The organism is Streptomyces sp. NPDC013157, assembly GCF_042899865.1.
Classification (GTDB): domain Bacteria; phylum Actinomycetota; class Actinomycetes; order Streptomycetales; family Streptomycetaceae; genus Streptomyces.
The window spans coordinates 492829-512351 of the sequence record NZ_JBIBAK010000004.1 but is presented as its reverse complement, the minus strand read 5'-3'; the positions used below and the strand labels follow the sequence as shown (position 1 = coordinate 512351).

At 70.2% G+C, this 19523-nt stretch carries 13 protein-coding genes and 1 pseudogene; 8 read left to right on the top strand and 6 right to left on the bottom strand.

Going from position 1 to position 19523, the window contains the following annotated elements:
- The first annotated feature begins 113 nt into the window (after nt 1-113).
- A complete protein-coding gene (locus ACFY6U_RS15580) occupies nt 114-2180 on the top strand; it encodes a glycogen debranching N-terminal domain-containing protein (RefSeq protein ID WP_390038356.1) in 2067 nt (688 codons plus the stop codon).
- A gap of 155 nt (nt 2181-2335) precedes the next feature.
- On the opposite strand, the pseudogene ACFY6U_RS15575 reads toward ACFY6U_RS15580, so the two are convergent.
- Nucleotides 2336-3316 (bottom strand): annotated as a pseudogene (locus ACFY6U_RS15575) (glycosyltransferase family 4 protein); the annotation flags it as partial.
- A 357-nt stretch (nt 3317-3673) separates the two neighbouring features.
- On the opposite strand from ACFY6U_RS15575, the gene ACFY6U_RS15570 reads away from it, so the two are divergent.
- The gene (locus ACFY6U_RS15570) at nt 3674-6334 is read left to right on the top strand and encodes a tetratricopeptide repeat protein (protein WP_390038354.1); all 2661 of its coding nucleotides are present in this window, start codon (nt 3674-3676) and stop codon (nt 6332-6334) included.
- A gap of 25 nt (nt 6335-6359) precedes the next feature.
- A complete protein-coding gene (locus ACFY6U_RS15565) occupies nt 6360-7379 on the top strand; it encodes a heme A synthase (protein ID WP_390038352.1) in 1020 nt (339 codons plus the stop codon).
- On the opposite strand, the gene ACFY6U_RS15560 is transcribed toward ACFY6U_RS15565, so the two are convergent.
- The 4 genes from ACFY6U_RS15560 to ACFY6U_RS15545 form a co-directional block, all read right to left on the bottom strand.
- Nucleotides 7334-8077, bottom strand: coding sequence for a nucleotidyltransferase (locus ACFY6U_RS15560; RefSeq protein WP_390038351.1), 744 nt, complete (start codon nt 8075-8077; stop codon nt 7334-7336). The two genes, ACFY6U_RS15565 and ACFY6U_RS15560, sit on opposite strands and share 46 nt — an antisense overlap.
- Nucleotides 8078-8095: 18 nt before the next feature.
- On the bottom strand, nt 8096-9202 hold the full coding sequence (locus ACFY6U_RS15555) for an amidohydrolase family protein (RefSeq protein WP_390038349.1): 1107 nt from the start codon (nt 9200-9202) through the stop codon (nt 8096-8098).
- Nucleotides 9203-9365: 163 nt separating this feature from the next.
- A complete protein-coding gene (locus ACFY6U_RS15550) occupies nt 9366-9686 on the bottom strand; it encodes a hypothetical protein (RefSeq protein ID WP_390038348.1) in 321 nt (106 codons plus the stop codon).
- A gap of 55 nt (nt 9687-9741) precedes the next feature.
- Nucleotides 9742-10728, bottom strand: coding sequence for a heme o synthase (locus ACFY6U_RS15545; protein WP_390038346.1), 987 nt, complete (start codon nt 10726-10728; stop codon nt 9742-9744).
- Between the two features lie 378 nt (nt 10729-11106).
- Between ACFY6U_RS15545 and tkt the strand changes: the two genes are divergently transcribed.
- Genes tkt through pgl form a run of 5 tightly spaced genes read left to right on the top strand, consistent with a single transcriptional unit; the run spans nt 11107 to nt 17754 of the window.
- A complete protein-coding gene (gene tkt, locus ACFY6U_RS15540; protein WP_390038345.1) occupies nt 11107-13194 on the top strand; it encodes a transketolase in 2088 nt (695 codons plus the stop codon).
- Between the two features lie 33 nt (nt 13195-13227).
- Nucleotides 13228-14346 (top strand): transaldolase, encoded by a 1119-nt coding sequence (gene tal / locus ACFY6U_RS15535; protein ID WP_390038343.1) that lies wholly within the window; start codon nt 13228-13230, stop codon nt 14344-14346.
- 5 nt (nt 14347-14351) lie between these two features.
- On the top strand, nt 14352-15875 hold the full coding sequence (gene zwf, locus ACFY6U_RS15530; RefSeq protein WP_390038341.1) for a glucose-6-phosphate dehydrogenase: 1524 nt from the start codon (nt 14352-14354) through the stop codon (nt 15873-15875).
- Nucleotides 15872-16975, top strand: coding sequence for a glucose-6-phosphate dehydrogenase assembly protein OpcA (gene opcA / locus ACFY6U_RS15525; RefSeq protein WP_390038339.1), 1104 nt, complete (start codon nt 15872-15874; stop codon nt 16973-16975). The genes zwf and opcA overlap by 4 nt, the downstream gene beginning before the upstream one ends.
- The gene (pgl, locus tag ACFY6U_RS15520; RefSeq protein WP_390038337.1) at nt 16972-17754 is read left to right on the top strand and encodes a 6-phosphogluconolactonase; all 783 of its coding nucleotides are present in this window, start codon (nt 16972-16974) and stop codon (nt 17752-17754) included. Before opcA ends, pgl begins: the two co-directional genes overlap by 4 nt.
- A gap of 62 nt (nt 17755-17816) precedes the next feature.
- Here pgl and pgi read toward each other — a convergent pair whose 3' ends face one another.
- Nucleotides 17817-19469 (bottom strand): glucose-6-phosphate isomerase, encoded by a 1653-nt coding sequence (pgi, locus tag ACFY6U_RS15515; protein WP_390038335.1) that lies wholly within the window; start codon nt 19467-19469, stop codon nt 17817-17819.
- Between the last annotated feature and the right edge of the window lie 54 nt (nt 19470-19523).

Genomic DNA, 19523 nt, shown 5'->3' with positions numbered 1-19523 from the left:
GACGGGTGACGCCCTCGTGTCTCCCGCGCGAATGAGAGGCACACGCAGCGGGAAGACCCCCACCCGTGTTCGAATCTGCGGACTCACCAGCACCAAGATCACTGCAGCCGCTGTTGCACGACGTCGTCATCTGTGTCGACGCCCCGGCCTTCGCCGCCTCACCGCGCGACGGACAACTGCGCGGCGCACACGTCCAGGGCTTCTACGACCATGACCGCCGTCTGTTGCACACGCTGTGCCTGCTCCTCAACGACCGGGAGCCCGAGCCCATCGGTGTCCAGTCCCTCAGCCCGCATCAGGTGCGGTTCACCGCGGTCCTTCGCGACCCGAGAGACCGTACGGACGATCCGACGATGATCGTCGAGCGGGTGCGCACCGCGGGCATGGGCGAGACCATCTCGCTGCGCAACGTCGGCACCCGCGAGCGCCGGCTGCGGGTGGAACTGGCCGCGGCCACCGACCTGGCCGACATCGCCGACGTGAAGCGGGGCCTCCGCCGGGCGCCCGTGCCGTGTACCGGGTCGCGCGGCGGGGTGGGACTGGAATGGCGCTCCGCCTCCGGGCACGCGGAACTCCGTACCACCGCGTCCGTGACCGGCCCCGCGGTCGCCGACGGCCCCGAGGGCGGCACCCTCACCTGGTCGCCGGTGGTCCTGAGACCGGGCGAGTCGTGGCAGGTCACGGTCACTGTCGTGGGCCGTGCGGTTCCCGAGCCGCCGGGACATCCGATACGCCCGGGTGACCCCACCCCGTGGAGCGAGCCGTTTGTCGAGACCGACGACCGGCGGCTACGGGATCTGGTGTCCTGGGGCCTGCGAGACCTCGACGCGCTGCGGCTCGCGGACCCGCTGGGCGGTACCGACGGCGGTGCCGAGGACCAGTTCATCGCGGCGGGCTGCCCCTGGTACCTCACCCTGTTCGGCCGGGACTCGCTCTGGTCGGCACGGATGCTGCTGCCGCTCGGCACCGACCTGGCCCGTGGCACCCTGTGGGCACTGGCCCGCCGTCAGGGCAAGGAGCACGACGTCTTCCGGGAGGAGGCACCCGGACGCATCCTCCACGAACTGCGCCCCGCCACGGCCCTGCACGGCAACGGCATGCTGCTCCCCTCCCACTACTACGGCTCGGTCGACGCCACCCCGCTGTTCGTGACACTGCTGGTGGAGGCCTGGCACTGGGGGCTGCCGGACGCCGAGGTCGACGCGCTGCTGCCGTATGCGGAACGTGCCATGCGCTGGGTCCTGGAACGCACCGGCGAGGACACCGACGGCCTGCTCCGATACAACCCACCCCGGCCCGATGGGCTGCGTCATCAGTCGTGGAAGGACAGCGAGGACGCGGTACGGGACGCCGAGGGCCGCCACATAGAGCCGCCGTTGGCGCTGTGCGAGGTGCAGGGGTACGCGTACGAAGCGGCGAACGGCCTGGCCGAACTGCTCCAGCACCGGAACCGGCCCGACGAGGCCCAACAGCTCCTGAACTGGGCCACCGCCCTAAAGAAGCGTTTCGCCGACCTGTTCTGGCTGCCGTCCGCCGACGGGCCGGCCGCCCGCTATGTCGCCATCGCGGTGGGCCACGGCCCCACCCCCGTCAGCGGTCCCGCTTCGAACATGGGACAGCTGCTGTCGACGGGCATCCTGGACGAGGACGGCTGCCGTGACGTCGCCGCCTGGCTGGCCCACCCTCAGTTCAACTCCGGGTGGGGCTTGCGCAGCCGGTCGGCCGCCGTGCCCGGCTTCAATCCTCTCAGTTATCACGGCGGTTCGGTGTGGACGCACGACACGGCGATCGCGGTGGGTGGGCTGTGCGCGACGGGACACCACCGGGAGGCACAGGCCCTGCTGCACGGACTGCTCGACGCCGCGACCCACTTCGGGTACCGGATGCCGGAGCTGTACGCGGGCGACGCCCGCAGCAACGGCTCCCCCGCCCCCCTGGCCTATCCCGCCGCCTGCCGGCCGCAGGGCTGGTCGGCGGCGTCCGGGGTGGCTGTGCTGGCCGCGCTGCTGGGGCTGCGGCCCGACACCGCCCGCAGGACTCTCGCAGCGAGACCCGCGATGCGGGTGCCGATCAAGGTACGCGGACTGGTGCTGGACGGCCGGCCGCTCGCGGTCGAGGTCACCGAGGACGGCGGCTGCGCGGTTCCCGAACTGCCCGAGGGGTGGCGATACGTGGGCTGAGCAGGCGCACCGAGGAGACGGGCGTACTCGGCAACCATGGGCTCGACGTAGACGCGCACCAGGTCGAAGCGGTCCCTGACGTGTTCACGGGCGAAGTGGCCGGCCTTCCTGGCCGCGTCCGGCTCTGCGAGCAGCCCCCACACCAGGTCGGCGAACTGGGCGGCCAGCGCGTCCTCGTCCTCACACGGCGGGACCAGAGTGCTTCCGCCCTCGCCCAGGCCGCCGACGCCGGTGGCGACCACGGGCCGGGCCGCGCACATCGCCTCCAGCGGGGCGAGCCCCATGGGCTCGTCGAACCGGGACGGGTAGACGACGACCGCCGCCTCCTCGTAGAGCTTGCGCATGTCGTCGACGCCCGCCTGCCGGAACTCGACGTCCTGTCCCTCCCCCTCGCGGAGCCCGTGGTCCCGGACGAGCCGCTCCAGAGTGGCGCGGAAGCCGCTCTTCTCATGATGGAAGTCGACCGTGGAGGCCGGATCGGTCAGAACCAGACGAGGCCTGAACGGTGGGGTGCCGGCCGTACGCTCCGCACCGCGGTCGATGATCTTCCGCAGCATCGTGATCGCCACTGCGGCGCCCTTGTTCGGAATGAGCCGGGCCGGCAGGAGGACGACGGGACGCGGTCCGATCTCTCCGAGTTCGGGGACGTCGAGATAAGGCTGGGTGTCCACGCCCAGGTAAGTACGGTCCACGGGCTTCTTCAGCACCTCGGCACACTCACTGACCAGGAAGTCGGACACCGCGTGGTGGACATCCCAGACAGCACACTCCCGGGCCAGTTCCTCGCCCTGCGGATCGCGCCAGATGCTGTGGTAGGTGTGCGGCAGGACCAGTCCGAGCTCTTTCTGGAGGCTCTTCAGAGCCCGGGCCGGGACGCTGGAGAAATGGTGCAGGTTGTGCCCGTGGACAAGGCGGATGGGATCGCGGTCCCGGGTGAGGTGCGCACGGAACCAGTCGGCCAGCTCCCGCACCTCTTGCTCGTCGTCATGGCGCGACACGGACAGGTCGAGCAACCGGTGCGCATGCATCTCGACACCTTCGCGGGGGCGTTCGGGACTCGGGGTCCCCGTGAACACCGTGACCCGGTGCCCACGGGCCACCAAAGCCCGTGAGTACTCCCAGAGATGGGTCTCCACCCCACCCACGCACGGCGGAAAGGACCAGTGGACCAGACCGATGTGCAGAGGGTGATCCGGAGGAGACCCCTCCTCGGTGTCGAGCCCTACCTGCTGCCACTGCACCGTGCCTCCGTCTGGTTGTCGCGAATGCCCGAAACGAACGCCGGGCTAACGACCTAGTACCGGGACAGGACACTCCGCATAGACGCCGACTGGTTCCGCGCAGTTGCTCTGGCGCCGGTCGAACCGGCGAGGAGAATGGGACGCTACAGCATGGGCATAGCCGGGGGGAGCGTCATGCGGATAGTGCCCGATAAGCGACTGTCCAAGACCGTCCTCAGCTCCGTCACAGGGGCCGTGGCGATCTTTTTGTCCGTGATTGCGCAGGACACGGACGGTACTCGGCTTGTGGAGCTGGCTTCGAGCGCCGGGATACTCGGAGGCGTCTCCGCGATCTCGGGGTACTTCATCGTCCACCCCCGCTCCCCGCATTCCACCGACGAAGCCGAGGCCCAGGGCTCGTTATACGTACCTCCGCCCAACCTTCCCGATCCCTCGAGGTACTTCACCGGACGCAAACAGGAACTCCGCGACATCGCAAAGGCGTTACGGCCCGGCCGCCGCAACGGTGGCATCAGGATCGCCGTCGTCCACGGGCTGGCCGGTGTCGGCAAGTCCCAGTTGGCCGCCGCCTACGCCGAGGAGCGGCTCAGGCACCACCGTTCCCTGGTGTGGTGGCTGTCGGCATCCAGTTACGAGCGGCTCAGAAGCGACCTGCTGGAGCTGGCGGCCTGCCTCGGCATTCCGGAGCACGACTCCAAGAACGTCATGCTCAACCGGCTCTGGGGAAAGCTGCGTGATTCACCCGGCTGGTTGCTCGTGTACGACGACGTGCGACGGGGCAGCATCGGACCGCTGAACGAGGAGAGCGAGGACTCACGTCAGTCTCTGCTGCCGCGGGCCGGGCACGGCGAGGTCCTGATCACCACTCAACAGCGGGAGGGCTGGGACGGGCACCGCGCCGTCTCCACCCTGATCGAGCTGTCCGATCTCGGAGCCGCGGACGGTCTCGCCTTCCTCAGGGTCCGCGTCGACGACGAGAGCAGCGACGGACAGCTCGAAAAGCTGGGTGCGCAACTGGACTGGTGGCCTCTCGCACTGGAACAGGCAGGTGCGTACATCGCCGGGACGGAGATCTCCGTCCCGGAATATCTGCACCGGCTGCCCGACCTGCCCAAAGGCCGCAATGTCGTCGCCGTCACCTTCCGGCTCGCCTTCGAACGGGTGACGGCCGCCGACCCGGTTGCCGAGGACCTCATGCGCCTCTGTTCCTTCCTGGCCTCCGAGGACGTGCGCAAGGACATGCTGCTGGGCAACCGAGCGGTGGTCCCCTCTCCGCTGCGGGACGTCATGGAGGACCCCGCCGCGTTCAACCACGTGGTACGTCGGCTGTCCGACTACTCGCTGCTGCGCCGCACCGGGGACAGCAGGCTCAACACCGTCACCTACGCCATGCACCCCCAGGTTCAGTTCCACGTCCGCCAGGACATGGACGAGGAGTCGCGACTGCTGTGGTCACAGGCCGCCGTCCAGCTCCTCGAAGCGGCGTTCCCGAAACGACCGTGGCAGCTGGACCAGCGCATCATGTGCGAGGGGCTGATGCCCCACGTCGTGGCGGTGACCGCCGAGCTGGCCTGGGCCGCCGACGCCGGGGACCACGAGCTCGGCGCTGCCCGCGACCCCCAGGCACTGGCCCGTCTCCTGCACCGGGTCGGCCAGTACCAGGAACACCGCTGCGACTGGAACCGCGCCCTGGACTATTTCAAACAGGAGGCGGTCCTCCGCGGTCTGCACACCGACGACTATCTGGGGCGTACGACGGCTCGGCTGTCCGTGGCCAACCAGCGCTATCGGCGCGCACAGCTCGCCAAGGCGGAGCAGGAGTGCCGTGCGGCGTTGGACGAGTGCGAGAGCCACGAGGGCGTCCCAGGGTTTCTGCCGCTCCGGGCCAACTGTCAGCGGCTGCTGGGCGGGATCCTGCGGGAACGCGCCAAGTTCACCGAGGCTCTCGAAGCGATGGAACTCGCCATCTCGATGTACGAGAGCCCGGAAGCCCGCTGGGAGGACCTCGACCGGGCCGTCGCCGAGCAGGAACTCGGCCTGATCCATCGCAACGCGGGGCAGCTGAGGCAGGCGCTGGAACGTTACCAGGGCGCCGAGGACCGGATGCCCAGCCAGGGCAGCGAGGAGCCCCGCGACCATCTGGTCTTCCGGGCGATGCTGCAGCGCGACCGGGCCATCGTCGCCCAGGACCGGGGCGACCTGGGGACCGCCGAGCGCGAGCTGCGTGCCGCCCTCGTGGTCTTCGACGGCAACCGCGGTACCGACGACTTCGAGACCTCGCAGGTCTGCAAGTTCCTGGCGGACGTCCTGCGGCGCCGCGCCGAGGAGGCGCGGGCCCGCGCGCGGGAGACCCACCATCCGATGCGACGCGTCCGGATGATGCGCGAGGCACGCCAGCGGCTCGACGAGGCCGACGCGCTCCTCGGACCGGTGGTGGCCCTGCATTTCAAACGCCGCGAGAGCGAGGAACACAAGTACGCGGCCTGCCTCAACAAGCTGGGGTCTCTACGGCTGGCCCAGGGGCGCCACCAGGAGGCTCTGGCCGCCCTGCTGGAGGCGGAGTCCATCTACCGCGGATCCTACGACGCCGGACATCCCTACCGGGCCAAGACCCTCTCCCGCCTCGGCGCCGTCCTGATCGCCACCGGCGGCACGGTCGTCCTCTCCACGGGCGAGGAAGTGAACGCCGAGCAGACGCTGCTGCTCGCCGAAGAAATCTTCCGTACCCGTCTCGGCGACAGCCATCCCTCGCTCGTCGCGGTGTACGAACGCCTTGCACAGTGCACCACGGACGCGACCGCGAAGGCGGAGCTCCGTGGCCGAGCCCGCCGGATCAAGGAGGCGCTCTTCAGCGAGACGCTGCCCGAGCCCGAGCCGCACCCGTCGATCGCTCCTGACGCGGCACCCTCGTGAACGCATGCACAAGCGGCCCCCTACCATGGTGCCCGTGCCAAAGCTGACCCCCGCCGACCTCGTAGCGGCGCTGCGCAACCCGCTCGCCTTCATCGCCGATCACTGGACGCCGGAGCCCCGGACCGTCCGGCGGGCGGCTCTCGCCGCGCTCGTCATGTCGGTGGTCATCGTGGTCACCGGCGGCGCGGTGCGGCTCACCGGATCCGGGCTCGGCTGCCCGACCTGGCCCGAGTGCACCGCCGGCTCGCTGACCCCGACCGACGCGCTGAGCTACCACAGCGCCATCGAGTTCACGAACCGCATGCTGACCTACGTGCTGTGCGCGGCGGTCGGCTGGGCGATCATCGCGGCCCGGTCCCAGAAGCCGTTCCGGCGCGGCCTGACCCGGCTGGGCTGGGCGCAGTTCTGGCTCGTGATGAGCAACGCGATCCTGGGCGGCATCGTGGTGCTCGTCGGCCTCAACCCGTACACCGTCGCCGCGCACTTCCTGCTGGCGACGGCCCTCATCACGGTCGCCGCCCTGATGTGGCAGCGCACCCGCGAGGGTGACGGCGAGCCCCGTCCACTGGTCGGCAGGGCCGTGCAGCAGCTGGTGTGGGCCCTGGTGGCCGTGTCGCTGCTGCTCATCGCCGCGGGCACGGTGGTGACCGGCGCGGGACCGCACCCGGGCGACTCCGGCGACGTCGAGCGCATCGACGTCAGCTGGTCGGGCGTCGCCGAGCTGCACGCGGTGTTCGCCTGGATCGTGGTGTCGCTGACCTTCGCCCTGTGGTTCTTCCTCAAGGGCGTCGGCGCGCCCCAGGGTCCGCGGGACCGCGTCCGCGACCTGTTCCTGATCCTGCTCGGTCAGGGCGTGATCGGGTACGTCCAGTACTTCACGCACCTGCCCACGGTCCTGGTCGGCCTGCACATGTTCGGCTCCTGCCTGGTGTGGATCGGCGTGCTGCGGGTCCTGTTCTCGCTGCGGGAACGCGCCGAGACCACGGCCGACGTGCCGACTCAGCCGTACGACGCCGTGAGCGCGTCGATCGCCGGGCCCAGGTAGTCCCGGGTCAGCCGGGCCCGGCGCGCCGTCCAGTCCTTGGTGGGCGCGGCGGGACGAGCGTCGTAGCGGCGGCTTCGGATGTCCTCGACGACCTCGGCGGGCGCCCCCAGGCCGGGCAGCAGGTCCAGTGCCTCGCGTTTGGAGATCAGGCGGCCCTCGCGGGCGGTGACCGTGGCCCGGGCGAAGGTGATCAGGCCCAGATCGACCCAGACGGCCTGTGTCCACCGCGAGGCCTTGTCGACGGCGGGTCGCCAGTACTCCCGCTGGTCGCGGACGACGAAGTCGCCGAGTTCCCGCTTCGTCACGGGTGGCAGCAGTGCGGCTGGGGCCCGACCGTGCAGCACCCGTCCGAAAGCGTGCAGCTCACGCCGGGTCACCGGGGTGACCGCCCGTCTGAACAGCCGCTGGTGCGCCCAGGTCCAGTGGCGGCGGGCGGGGTCGGCCGCGGTAGACGGGGTCAGGTAGGTGCAGTGCAGGACGGCGGCGAGCGGCAGCGCGCGCATCCGGGCGTGCGCCACCCGGATCCGCCATACGACGGCCGGGGTCACCGGGCCGGGCAGGACCGCGATCAGGTCCAGGTCGCTGCGGCCCTCCTGGTAGTCGTCGCCAGCGGCGAGCGAGCCGTGTGCCCAGGCGGCCACGGGATCCAGTGCCGACAGCTCGCGGACGAAGCGGGCCAGTAACGTCTCGGTGTCCATGCGCTCAGTCTGGACAGTTCACTCCAGCCCGTACACCCGTTTCGCGTTCCCCGCCGCGATCAGTCCGGCCACGCGCTGGGCGTCGCCCAGGGACCACGCGTCCTCCGCGACCCAGGTGCCCAGGACCCGGGCGAGGGACTCGCGGAACAGGCGGGCGCCGACCACGTGCAGCTCGGGCAGGCCGTGGGCGCCGCTGGAGAAGAGGATCTTGCCGAAGGGGGCCAGTTCCAGGATCTCGGCGAGGATCGTCGCGGCGCGGGCGCCCGTGCGCACCAGGGCCGCGCCCGAGTCGGCGTACACGTGCGGGAAGACGCCGGCGAGGTGGGCGGCGTGGCGGTGGTAGGGGTAGCCGTGCAGGAGGACCAGGTCGGTGCCGAGGCCGGCGGTGGCCCGGACGAAGTCGGTGAGCAGGACCGGATCGGTGCGGTCGATCCGGGCCCCGGGCTCGCCGAGGCCCGCGTGCAGCTGCAGCGGAAGACCGGAGGCCACGGCGATCCAGAGCAGGTGCCGCAGGAGGACCGGGTCGGCCAGCTCGCCGCCGACCCGGCGGCCCGCCAGCCAGCGGCCGGCCGCGCCTCTCACCTCACCGGGACCGGGGGGTTCGGGGGCCAGGGCCAGGCCGTGCCGGACCCCGGCGACGGAGGTGAAGGCGACCGCGTTCGCGGCCGCGCCGTGCACCGACTCGGCGAGGTTGGCGAGGAACGACTCGACGGTGCCGGAGGTGTCGGCGACCTGCTCGGCGAGGAGTTCCAGACGGACGATCTCGCGGGCCGCGGCGGCGCCGGTCGAGGCCATCTCGGCGGGGCCGGTGAGGTCGCCGGGCAGTCCGGTGTCGACGAGGTAGGTGGTGATGCCGCTGCCGCGCAGGAGACGGCGGCCGGCCTCCAGGACGCCGAGTTCGCGGCGCCGGGCCAGGTAGCGGGCCGGTGCGCAGTGGGGTTCCAGGCCGAGGAGCGGGGGGCACCAGCGCCGTACCGCGAAACCGGTCTGGGTGTCGAAGAGGGTGGTGCCGGCGGCCGGGGGGCCTTCGGTGCGGGCGAGCTGGGCCTCGAAGGTGCCGAGGCCCAGCTCGGTGCGGAGCACTCCGTGGCAGTACTGGTCCACCAGGTTCGGCGTCTCGATCATCCGGGCTCCCGTGTGGACGGCTGCATGTCCGTCTTAACGGGTGAACGGGGATGGAGGTCGCGGGGTGCGGTCGTTCTTCGGCCGCGGGCCGGTGGGGGTTGTTCGCGCCCACGCGTCGGAGCCGCACATCAGATACAGCCCCGCGCCCCTTGCGGGCGCCTGTTCAACCGCCGATCTGAATGCCGGCCATCCGCTTCCACTCGTAAGGCCCCGTCTGGACCTTCGCCGCGAACTCGCCGTCGAAGGACTCGTGGACGGTGATGCCGGACTTGGCGACGGCCTGCTCGGCGATCTCGTACGTCGGGGCCACCAGGTCGCCCCAGCCGCCGTCCTCGCCGACGAGGACGATGCGGGCGCCGCGTTCGCCGATGTAGGCCACCTGGCCCTCGGCTCCGCCGTGGGCCCTGGCGAAGGTGCCGATCCGCTTCGCGAGGCGCGCGACCTTGCGCTCGGCCTTCTGGTCAACCTGCTGCGTGTCTGCCATGGACAGGATGCTACCGACGGGTAGATCGATTGGCGACGGAGGGACCAAGTGACCCTTACCTCAGGAAGGGGTCCACCGCGACGGCCACGAAGAGCAGCGAGACATAGGTGATGGACCAGTGGAACAGCCGCATCTCCTTGAGCTTTCCGCCCGTCACCTCGGCCTTCGCGCGGTGCTGGAGGGCGTGCGCCTCCCAGAGCCACCAGCCGCCGGCCGCCAGGGCGACCAGGGTGTAGAACCAGCCGGTGTAGCCGAGGGGGGTGAGGAGCAGCGAGACGGCGACCATCACCCAGCTGTAGATGACGATCTGCTTGGCGACCACCTTGTTGGAGGCGATGACCGGCAGCATCGGCACGCCCACGCGCGCGTAGTCGTCCTTCACCTTCATGGAGAGCGGCCAGTAGTGCGGCGGCGTCCAGAAGAAGATCACCAGGAAGAGGATGACCGGCGCCCAGGAGAGCGAGTCGGTGACGGCCGACCAGCCGATCAGCACCGGCATGCAGCCGGCGATGCCGCCCCACACGATGTTCTGCGAGGTACGGCGCTTCAGGATCATCGTGTAGACGACGACGTAGAAGAGCAGCGCTCCGAGTGACAGCCAGGCGCTCAGCCAGTTGACGGTGAGACCGAACAACACGGTGGAGACGACCGCCAGGGAGATGCCGAAGGCCAGGCACTCGCGCGGGCTGACCATGCCGGTCACCAGCGGACGCTGCGAGGTCCGGTCCATCAGCGCGTCGATGTCCCGGTCGATGTACATGTTCAGCGCGTTGGCGCCGCCCGCCGAGAGGTAGCCGCCGACGCAGGTGAGCAGCACCAGCGTCAGGTCGGGCACACCCTGCTGCGCCAGGAACATCACCGGAACGGTGGTGATGAGCAGCAGTTCGATGATCCGCGGCTTGGTCAGCGCCACGAAAGCTTTGACACGGGCCCCGAACGGCCGGTGGCTCGGGCTCTCGCTCGCACCGAGCACCCCCTCCCCCAGTGCCTTAAGGGCCTGGGAGGTGCCCCCAGGACGGGATTCGACGGCCGTCACGCACACCCCTGACAGAGACTCCCAGCGAGCCCCGCCGTGTGAACTCACGGTAAAGGCTCGCGCGTACCACGCCACTTTAGACGTTGCCCATACCCCGACCTTCGCGGGGGTGGGGTCGTGTTGGCGGGCGTCTCGGGAGAGGGGTGGGGTGGCTCGATTGAGCAGTCAGATGAGCGGTTCCGTATTCATGTGCCGAATGCCTTCTCGGCCAGTCGGGAGGCGGATCCCCGAGAGTCCCGGCAGTCTGGAAACACTCGAAAAAACGCACGTCCTTACGGGGGTAGGCTCGACAACGGCCGGTGGGCACCCAGTGCACCGGCAGCCGGTGCGGGCGTGTGCCCGGGGACCGGTAACCGAACATGTGGAGAGGAGCCCTGACCCAGGGTGAGCACCAAGCCGACCACCACAGACCTCGACTGGACCGAGTTGGACCAGCGGGCCGTAGACACCGCCCGCGTCCTGGCCGCCGATGCCGTACAGAAGGTCGGCAACGGCCATCCGGGTACGGCGATGAGCCTGGCGCCGGCCGCGTACACCCTCTTCCAGAAGGTGATGCGGCACGACCCGTCCGACCCCGACTGGGTGGGCCGCGACCGCTTCGTGCTGTCCGCCGGTCACTCGTCGCTGACCCTCTACACACAGCTCTACCTGGCCGGCTTCGGCCTGGAGCTGGAGGACCTCGAAGCCTTCCGCACCTGGGGCTCGAAGACCCCGGGCCACCCGGAGTACGGCCACACCAAGGGCGTGGAGACCACCACGGGCCCGCTGGGCCAGGGTGTCGCCAACGCCGTCGGCATGGCCATGGCCGCCCGCTACGAGCGCGGTCTGTTCGACCCGGACGCGCCGCAGGGCGAGTCGCCGTTCGACCACTTCGTCTACTGCATCGCCGGTGACGGCTGCCTGCAGGAGGGCATCTCCGCCGAGGCGTCCTCGATGGCCGGCCACCAGAAGCTCGGCAACCTGGTCCTGCTGTGGGACGACAACCACATCTCGATCGAGGGCGACACCGAGACGGCCGTCTCCGAGGACACCGTCAAGCGGTACGAGGCGTACGGCTGGCATGTCCAGCGCATCGCCCCGAAGCCGGACGGCGACCTGGACCCGCACGCCATCTACAACGCGATCGAGGCCGCGAAGAAGGTGACGGACAAGCCGTCCTTCATCGCGATGCGCTCGATCATCGCCTGGCCCGCCCCGAACGCGCAGAACACCGAGGCCGCCCACGGCTCGGCGCTCGGCGCGGACGAGGTCGCGGCCACCAAGCGCGTCCTCGGCTTCGACCCGGAGAAGAGCTTCGACGTCGCCGAGGAGGTCATCGCCCACACCCGGCAGGCCGGGGAGCGCGGTGCCGCCGCCAAGGCCGAGTGGGAGAAGTCGTTCCAGCTGTGGCGGGACAACAACGCCGAGCGGGCCGCCGACTTCGACCGCATCTCCGCGGGCGAGCTGCCCAAGGGCTGGGAGGAGAAGATCCCGGTCTTCGAGCCCGGCAAGGGCGTCGCGACCCGCGCGGCCTCCGGCAAGGTGCTCCAGGCGCTCGGTGCGGTGATCCCGGAGCTGTGGGGCGGTTCCGCCGACCTCGCCGGGTCGAACAACACGACCATCGACAAGGACAGCTCGTTCCTGCCGGCGGACAACCCGCTGCCGGGCGCGGACCCCTACGGCCGCACCATCCACTTCGGTATCCGTGAGCACTCCATGGCCGCGGAGATGAACGGCATCACCCTGCACGGCAACACCCGTGTCTACGGCGGTACGTTCCTCGTCTTCTCCGACTACATGCGCAACTCGGTGCGGCTGTCGGCGCTGATGCACCTGCCGGTGACGTACGTGTGGACCCACGACTCCATCGGTCTCGGCGAAGACGGCCCGACCCACCAGCCGGTCGAGCACCTCGCCTCGCTGCGCGCCATCCCGGGCCTGAACGTGGTCCGCCCGGCCGACGCCAACGAGACCGCGATCGCCTGGCGCGAGATCCTCAGGCGCTACACGAAGGTCTTCGGCAAGGGCGCCCCGCACGGCCTGGCTCTGACCCGTCAGGGCGTGCCGGTGTACGAGTCCAACGAGGACACGGTCAAGGGCGGTTACGTCCTGTTCGAGGCGTCCGACGGGACCCCCGAGGTCATCCTCATCGCCACCGGTTCCGAGGTGCACGTCGCCGTCGAGGCGCGCGAGCAGCTGGAGGCCGACGGCGTGCCCACGCGCGTCGTGTCCATGCCGTGCGTGGAGTGGTTCGAGGAGCAGGACCAGGGGTACCGGGACAGCGTCCTGCCGCCGTCCGTCAAGGCGCGGGTGTCGGTCGAGGCGGGTATCGGTCTCACCTGGCACAAGTACGTCGGGGACGCCGGCCGCATCGTTTCCCTGGAGCACTTCGGTGCTTCCGCCGACGGCAAGGTGCTCTTCCGCGAGTTCGGCTTCACTGCCGAGAACGTGGCCGCCAAGGCCCGGGAATCCATCGCCGCCGCCCAGCGCTGACGCTCATATACGACACGTAGGAGATGTAATTCCATGACAGACGCACTCAAGCGCCTCTCCGAGGAGGGCGTCGCGATCTGGCTGGACGACCTGTCGCGCAAGCGGATCACGTCCGGCAACCTTGCCGAGCTGATCGACCAGCAGCACGTCGTGGGCGTCACCACCAACCCGACGATCTTCCAGAAGGCGATCTCTTCGGGCGACGGCTACCAGCAGCAGGTCTCGGACCTCGCCGCCCGCAAGGTGACCGTCGAAGAGGCCATCCGCATGATCACCACGGCGGACGTCCGCGACGCCGCCGACATCCTGCGCCCGGTCTTCGACGCGACCGACGGCCAGGACGGCCGGGTGTCGATCGAGGTCGACCCGCGCCTCGCGCACAACACCAAGGCGACCGTCGCCGAGGCCAAGCAGCTGGCCTGGCTGGTGGACCGCCCCAACACGCTCATCAAGATCCCGGCCACCGAGGCGGGTCTGCCGGCGATCGCCGAGGTCATCGGCCTCGGCATCAGCGTCAACGTCACGCTGATCTTCTCGCTCGAGCGCTACCGCAAGGTCATGGACGCCTACCTGACCGGCCTGGAGAAGGCCAGGGAGCGCGGCCTCGACCTGTCGCTCATCCGTTCGGTGGCGTCGTTCTTCGTGTCCCGGGTGGACACCGAGATCGACAAGCGCCTGAACGCCCTGGGCACCGACGAGGCCAAGGCGCTGCGCGGCAAGGCCGCCGTCGCCAACGCCCGGCTCGCCTACCAGGCCTACGAGGAGGTCTTCTCCTCCGACCGCTGGCAGGCGCTGGAGAACGCGGGCGCCCGCAAGCAGCGTCCGCTGTGGGCCTCCACCGGCGTGAAGGACCCGGCGTACAAGGACACCCTGTACGTCGTCGACCTGGTGGCGCCGAACACGGTGAACACCATGCCGGAGGCCACCCTCCTCGCGGTCGAGGACCACGGCGAGATCACCGGCGACACGATCACCGGCACGTACGAGGAGGCCCGCGCCGACCTCGACGCCGTCGAGGCGCTCGGGATCTCGTACGACGACGTGGTCCAGGTTCTGGAGGACGAGGGCGTCGAGAAGTTCGAGGCGTCCTGGAACGACCTGCTCAAGTCGACCCAGGCGGAGCTGGAGCGCCTGGCCCCCTCGGAGGGCTGAGAACCTTGTCAAGCAGCAATCCGCTGCGTGACCCCGCAGACCGACGGCTCCCGCGTATCGCGGGGCCGTCGGGTCTGGTCATCTTCGGCGTCACGGGCGACCTCTCCCGTAAGAAGCTCATGCCCGCCGTCTACGACCTCGCCAACCGGGGTCTGCTGCCGCCGGGCTTCTCCCTGGTCGGCTTCGCCCGCCGTGAGTGGGCCAACGAGGACTTCGCCGCCGAGGTCCACGACGCCGTGAAGGAACACGCCCGCACCCCGTTCCGCGAGGAGGTCTGGCAGCAGCTCATCCAGGGGATGCGCTTCGTCCAGGGCACCTTCGACGACGACGACGCGTTCGAGCGCCTGCGCTCCACCATCGAGGAGCTGGACAAGGCGCAGGGCACGGGCGGCAACTTCGCCTTCTACCTCTCGGTGCCGCCGCGCTCCTTCCCGGTGGTCATCCAGCAGCTGAAGAAGCACGGCCTGGCCGACCAGTCCGGCGGCTCCTGGCGGCGCGCGGTCATCGAGAAGCCCTTCGGCCACGACCTGAAGTCGGCCGAGGAGCTCAACAAGGTCGTGCACGAGGTGTTCGAGCCGGAGCAGGTCTTCCGGATCGACCACTACCTCGGCAAGGAGACCGTCCAGAACGTCTTGGCGCTGCGCTTCGCCAACACCATGTTCGAGCCGGTCTGGAACCGGTCCTTCGTGGACCACGTGCAGATCACCATGGCCGAGGACATCGGTATCGGCGGCCGCGCCGGCTACTACGACGGCATCGGCTCGGCCCGTGACGTCATCCAGAACCACCTCCTTCAGCTCATGGCCCTGACCGCCATGGAGGAGCCGGCCTCCTTCGACGCGGACGCACTGGCCGCCGAGAAGGAGAAGGTGCTCGGCGCGGTACGACTGCCGAAGGACCTCGGCAGGTCGACCGTGCGCGGCCAGTACGCGGCCGGCTGGCAGGGCGGCGAGAAGGTCATCGGCTACCTCGAAGAGGACGGCATCGACACCAAGTCGAAGACCGACACGTACGCGGCCGTGAAGCTGGGCATCGACAACCGCCGCTGGGCGGGCGTCCCCTTCTACCTGCGCACCGGCAAGCGCCTCGGCCGCCGCGTCACCGAGATCGCGGTGGTCTTCCAGCGGGCCCCGCACTCCCCCTTCGACCAGACGGCCACCGAGGAACTCGGGCAGAACGCGATCGTCATCCGCGTCCAGCCCGACGAGGGCGTCACCGTCCGCTTCGGCTCCAAGGTGCCGGGCACCTCGATGGAGATCCGGGACGTGTCGATGGACTTCGCCTACGGCGAGTCCTTCACCGAGTCCTCGCCGGAGGCGTACGAGCGCCTGATCCTGGACGTGCTGCTCGGCGACTCCAACCTCTTCCCGCGCACGGAGGAGGTCGAGCTGTCCTGGAAGATCCTCGACCCGATCGAGGAGTACTGGGACACGCACGGCAGGCCCGCCCAGTACAAGTCCGGCACCTGGGGCCCCGCCGAGGCCGACGAGATGCTGGCACGAGACGGACGGAGCTGGCGCCGCCCATGAAGATAGACCTCACGGACACCACGGCCGGCAAGGTCAACAAGGCGCTGGTGCAGGGCCGCCGGGCCATCGGCACGCCCGCCGTGGGCATGGTGCTCACCCTCGTCATCGTCACCGACGAGGAGAACGCGTACGACGCCCTGAAGGCCGCCGGCGACGCCTCGCACGAGCACCCCTCGCGCACGCTGGTCGTCATCAAGCGCGTCTCCCGCTCCCCCCGCGACCGTACGGCGTCCCGCCTGGACGCCGAGGTCCGGGTGGGCGCGGACGCGGGCTCCGGCGAGACGGTGGTGCTGCGGCTGTACGGCGAGGTCGCCGACCACGCCGACTCGGTCGTGCTGCCGCTGCTGCTGCCGGACGCCCCGGTCGTCGTCTGGTGGCCGGTGAACGCCCCGCTCGACCCGGCGAAGGACCCCCTCGGTGCCCTCGCCCAGCGCCGGGTCACCGACACCTACTCCTCCGAGCAGCCGGTACGGGAGCTGTCCGCCCGCGCGGACGCCTACACCCCCGGCGACACGGACCTTTCCTGGACCCGGATCACGCCCTGGCGCTCGATGCTGGCGGCGGCCCTGGACCAGGTGGTCTGCGACGTCAAGGCGGTCGAGGTGGAGGGCGAGGAGTTCAACCCGAGCTGCGAGCTGCTGGCGATGTGGCTCGCGGACCGGCTGGACGTCCCCGTCAAGCGCTCCCTGTCGGCCGGCCCCGGCCTGACCGCGGTCCGGCTCGCCACCAGCGAGGGCGCGATCGCGCTGGACCGCGCGGACGGCTCCCTCGCGACCCTGTCCATCGACGGTCAGCCGGACCGTGCGGTGGCGCTGAAGCGGCGCGACACGGCCGAGCTGATCGCGGAGGAGCTGCGCCGGCTCGACCCGGACGACACCTACGCGTCCGCGCTGCGGTTCGGCGTGGAGCGCCTGAACGCGTCGGCCTCCCCGGCCACCGAACCGGTGCCGGTTCCGGAAGCTCCGGCTCCGGAGGTCTCCCCCAAAGGAGAACCGGTCACCCGTGCGGCAGCAGCCCCCGAAGCCGCTGCCGAGGCTCCCACGACAGAAGCGGCACCGCAGGAAAGGCCGCCGCTGAAGAAGAGGGCGAAGGCGACATGAGCACTCCCCAGCTGGTCGTGCACCGCGACAAGGAGCTGATGGCGCAGGCCGCCGCGGCCCGCCTGATCACGAAGATCGTGGACGCCCAGGCCTCCCGGGGCGAGGCGTCCGTGGTCCTCACGGGCGGCCGCAACGGCAACGGCCTGCTGGCGGCCCTGGCGGCGGCCCCGGCCCGGGACGCCATCGACTGGGGCCGGCTCGACCTCTGGTGGGGCGACGAGCGCTTCCTGCCCGAGGGCGACCCGGAGCGCAACGTCACCCAGGCCCGCGACGCCTTGCTCGACCAGGTCCCGGTGGACCCGAAGCGCGTGCACGCCATGCCCGCGTCGGACGGCCCCTGGGGCACGGACGTGGACGCGGCGGCCGAGGCCTACGCGGCGGAGCTGGCCCGCGCGGCCGGCCCCGAGAACCACGGCTCGGTGCCCACCTTCGACGTCCTGATGCTGGGAGTCGGCCCGGACACCCACGTGGCCTCGCTCTTCCCGGAGCTGCCCGCGGTCCGCGAGACGGAACGCACGGTGGTCGGCGTCCACGGCGCCCCCAAGCCGCCGCCGACCCGGGTCTCCCTCACCCTCCCCGCCATCCGCTCGGCCCGCGAGGTCTGGCTCCTGGCGGCGGGCGAGGACAAGGCCGAGGCCGTCGCCATCGCCCTCTCCGGCGCGGGCGAGATCCAGGCCCCGGCAGCAGGCGCCCAGGGCCGCCAACGCACGCTCTGGCTGCTGGACTCGACGGCGGCCTCCCAGCTGCCGCGGTCGCTGTATCCGCCGGCTTCGGCGTGACGAAGCACTGACCGAGAACCCGTACGGCCACGGCGGCCGTACGGGTTCTTTCATGGCCGGGCCTAACGCCCGTGCAGCTCCCGGTACTTGGCCACCAGCGCCGTCGTCGACGCGTCCAGGCCGGATACCTCGGTGCCCTCGGTGAGGGCGGGCTCGATGCGCTTGGCGAGCACCTTGCCCAGCTCCACGCCCCACTGGTCGAAGGAGTCGATGTTCCAGACGGCGCCCTGGGTGAACACCTTGTGTTCGTACAACGCCACCAGCTGGCCGAGCACGGACGGGGTGAGTTCCCGCGCGAGGATGGTCGTCGTCGGGTGGTTGCCCTTGAAGGTGCGGTGCGCCACCTGCTCCTCGGCCACGCCCTCCGCGCGGACCTCCTCCGCCGTCTTGCCGAAGGCCAGCGCCTGGGTCTGGGCGAAGAAGTTCGCCATCAGCAGGTCGTGCTGCGCCTTGAGCTCACCGCTCAGCTCGGCGACCGGCTCGGCGAAGCCGATGAAGTCCGCCGGGATCAGCTTGGTGCCCTGGTGGATCAACTGGTAGTACGCGTGCTGGCCGTTGGTGCCGGGCGTGCCCCAGACGACCGGGCCGGTCTGCCAGTCGACCTCCTTGCCGTCGCGCGCCACGTACTTGCCGTTGGACTCCATGTCCAGCTGCTGGAGGTAGGCGGTGAACTTGGAGAGGTAGTGGCTGTAGGGCAGCACCGCGTGCGACTGGGCGTCGTGGAAGTTGCCGTACCAGATGCCCAGCAGGCCCAGGAGCAGGGGCACGTTGGCCTCGGCGGGAGCGGTGCGGAAGTGCTCGTCGACCAGGTGGAAGCCGTCCAGCATCTCGCGGAAGCGGTCCGGGCCGATGGCGATCATCAGCGAGAGGCCGATCGCCGAGTCGTAGGAGTAGCGGCCGCCGACCCAGTCCCAGAACTCGAACATGTTGTCCGGGTCGATACCGAACTCCGTCACCTTGCCGGCGTTCGTCGACAGGGCCACGAAGTGCTTGGCGACCGCTTCCTGACCGGCCTTCAGCTCGGTGAGGAGCCAGTTGCGGGCGGAGGTCGCGTTGGTGATCGTCTCGATGGTGGTGAACGTCTTGGAGGCGATGACGAAGAGGGTCTCGGCCGCGTCCAGGTCGCGGGTGGCCTCGTGCAGGTCGGCGCCGTCGACGTTGGAGACGAAGCGGACCGTGAGGTCGCGGTCGGTGAAGCTGCGCAGCACCTCGTAGGCCATCGCGGGGCCGAGGTCGGAACCGCCGATGCCGACGTTGATCACGTTCTTGATGCGTTTGCCGGTGTGGCCGGTCCAGGCGCCGGAGCGGACACGGCCGGCGAAGTCGGCCATCTTGTCCAGGACGGCGTGCACCTGCGGCACCACGTTCTCGCCGTCGACCTCGATCACCGCGTCGCGCGGGGCACGCAGGGCGGTGTGCAGCACGGCGCGGTCCTCGGTGACGTTGATCTTCTCGCCGCGGAACATGGCGTCCCGCAGGCCGAAGACGTCGGTGGCGGCGGCCAGCTCCCGCAGCAGCCGCAGCGTCTCGTCGTTGACCAGGTGCTTCGAGTAGTCGATGTGGAGGTCGCCGACCTGGAGTGTGTAGCCCGTGCCGCGTCCCGGGTCGGCGTCGAACAGGTCCCGCAGATGGGTCTCGGCGAGCTCCTCCCGGTGCTTGGCGAGCGCGGTCCACTCGGGCGTCTGGTTGAGCCTGGTACGGCCGTCTGCGTTCATTCCGACTTCAGCCTTCTTCCTTGCACCTGTCCTGTTGCGCGCCTGTGCCGCTGC

What these genes read in the sequence shown, in the direction of transcription:
- ACFY6U_RS15565 (WP_390038352.1), top strand. Translation starts at nt 6,360, where the DNA reads ATGGTGCCCGTGCCAAAGCTGACCCCCGCCGACCTCGTAGCGGCGCTG.
- ACFY6U_RS15560 (WP_390038351.1), bottom strand. Translation starts at nt 8,077, where the DNA reads ATGGACACCGAGACGTTACTGGCCCGCTTCGTCCGCGAGCTGTCGGCA.
- ACFY6U_RS15555 (WP_390038349.1), bottom strand. Translation starts at nt 9,202, where the DNA reads ATGATCGAGACGCCGAACCTGGTGGACCAGTACTGCCACGGAGTGCTC.
- ACFY6U_RS15550 (WP_390038348.1), bottom strand. Translation starts at nt 9,686, where the DNA reads ATGGCAGACACGCAGCAGGTTGACCAGAAGGCCGAGCGCAAGGTCGCG.
- tal (WP_390038343.1), top strand. Translation starts at nt 13,228, where the DNA reads ATGACAGACGCACTCAAGCGCCTCTCCGAGGAGGGCGTCGCGATCTGG.
- opcA (WP_390038339.1), top strand. Translation starts at nt 15,872, where the DNA reads ATGAAGATAGACCTCACGGACACCACGGCCGGCAAGGTCAACAAGGCG.
- pgl (WP_390038337.1), top strand. Translation starts at nt 16,972, where the DNA reads ATGAGCACTCCCCAGCTGGTCGTGCACCGCGACAAGGAGCTGATGGCG.
- pgi (WP_390038335.1), bottom strand. Translation starts at nt 19,469, where the DNA reads ATGAACGCAGACGGCCGTACCAGGCTCAACCAGACGCCCGAGTGGACC.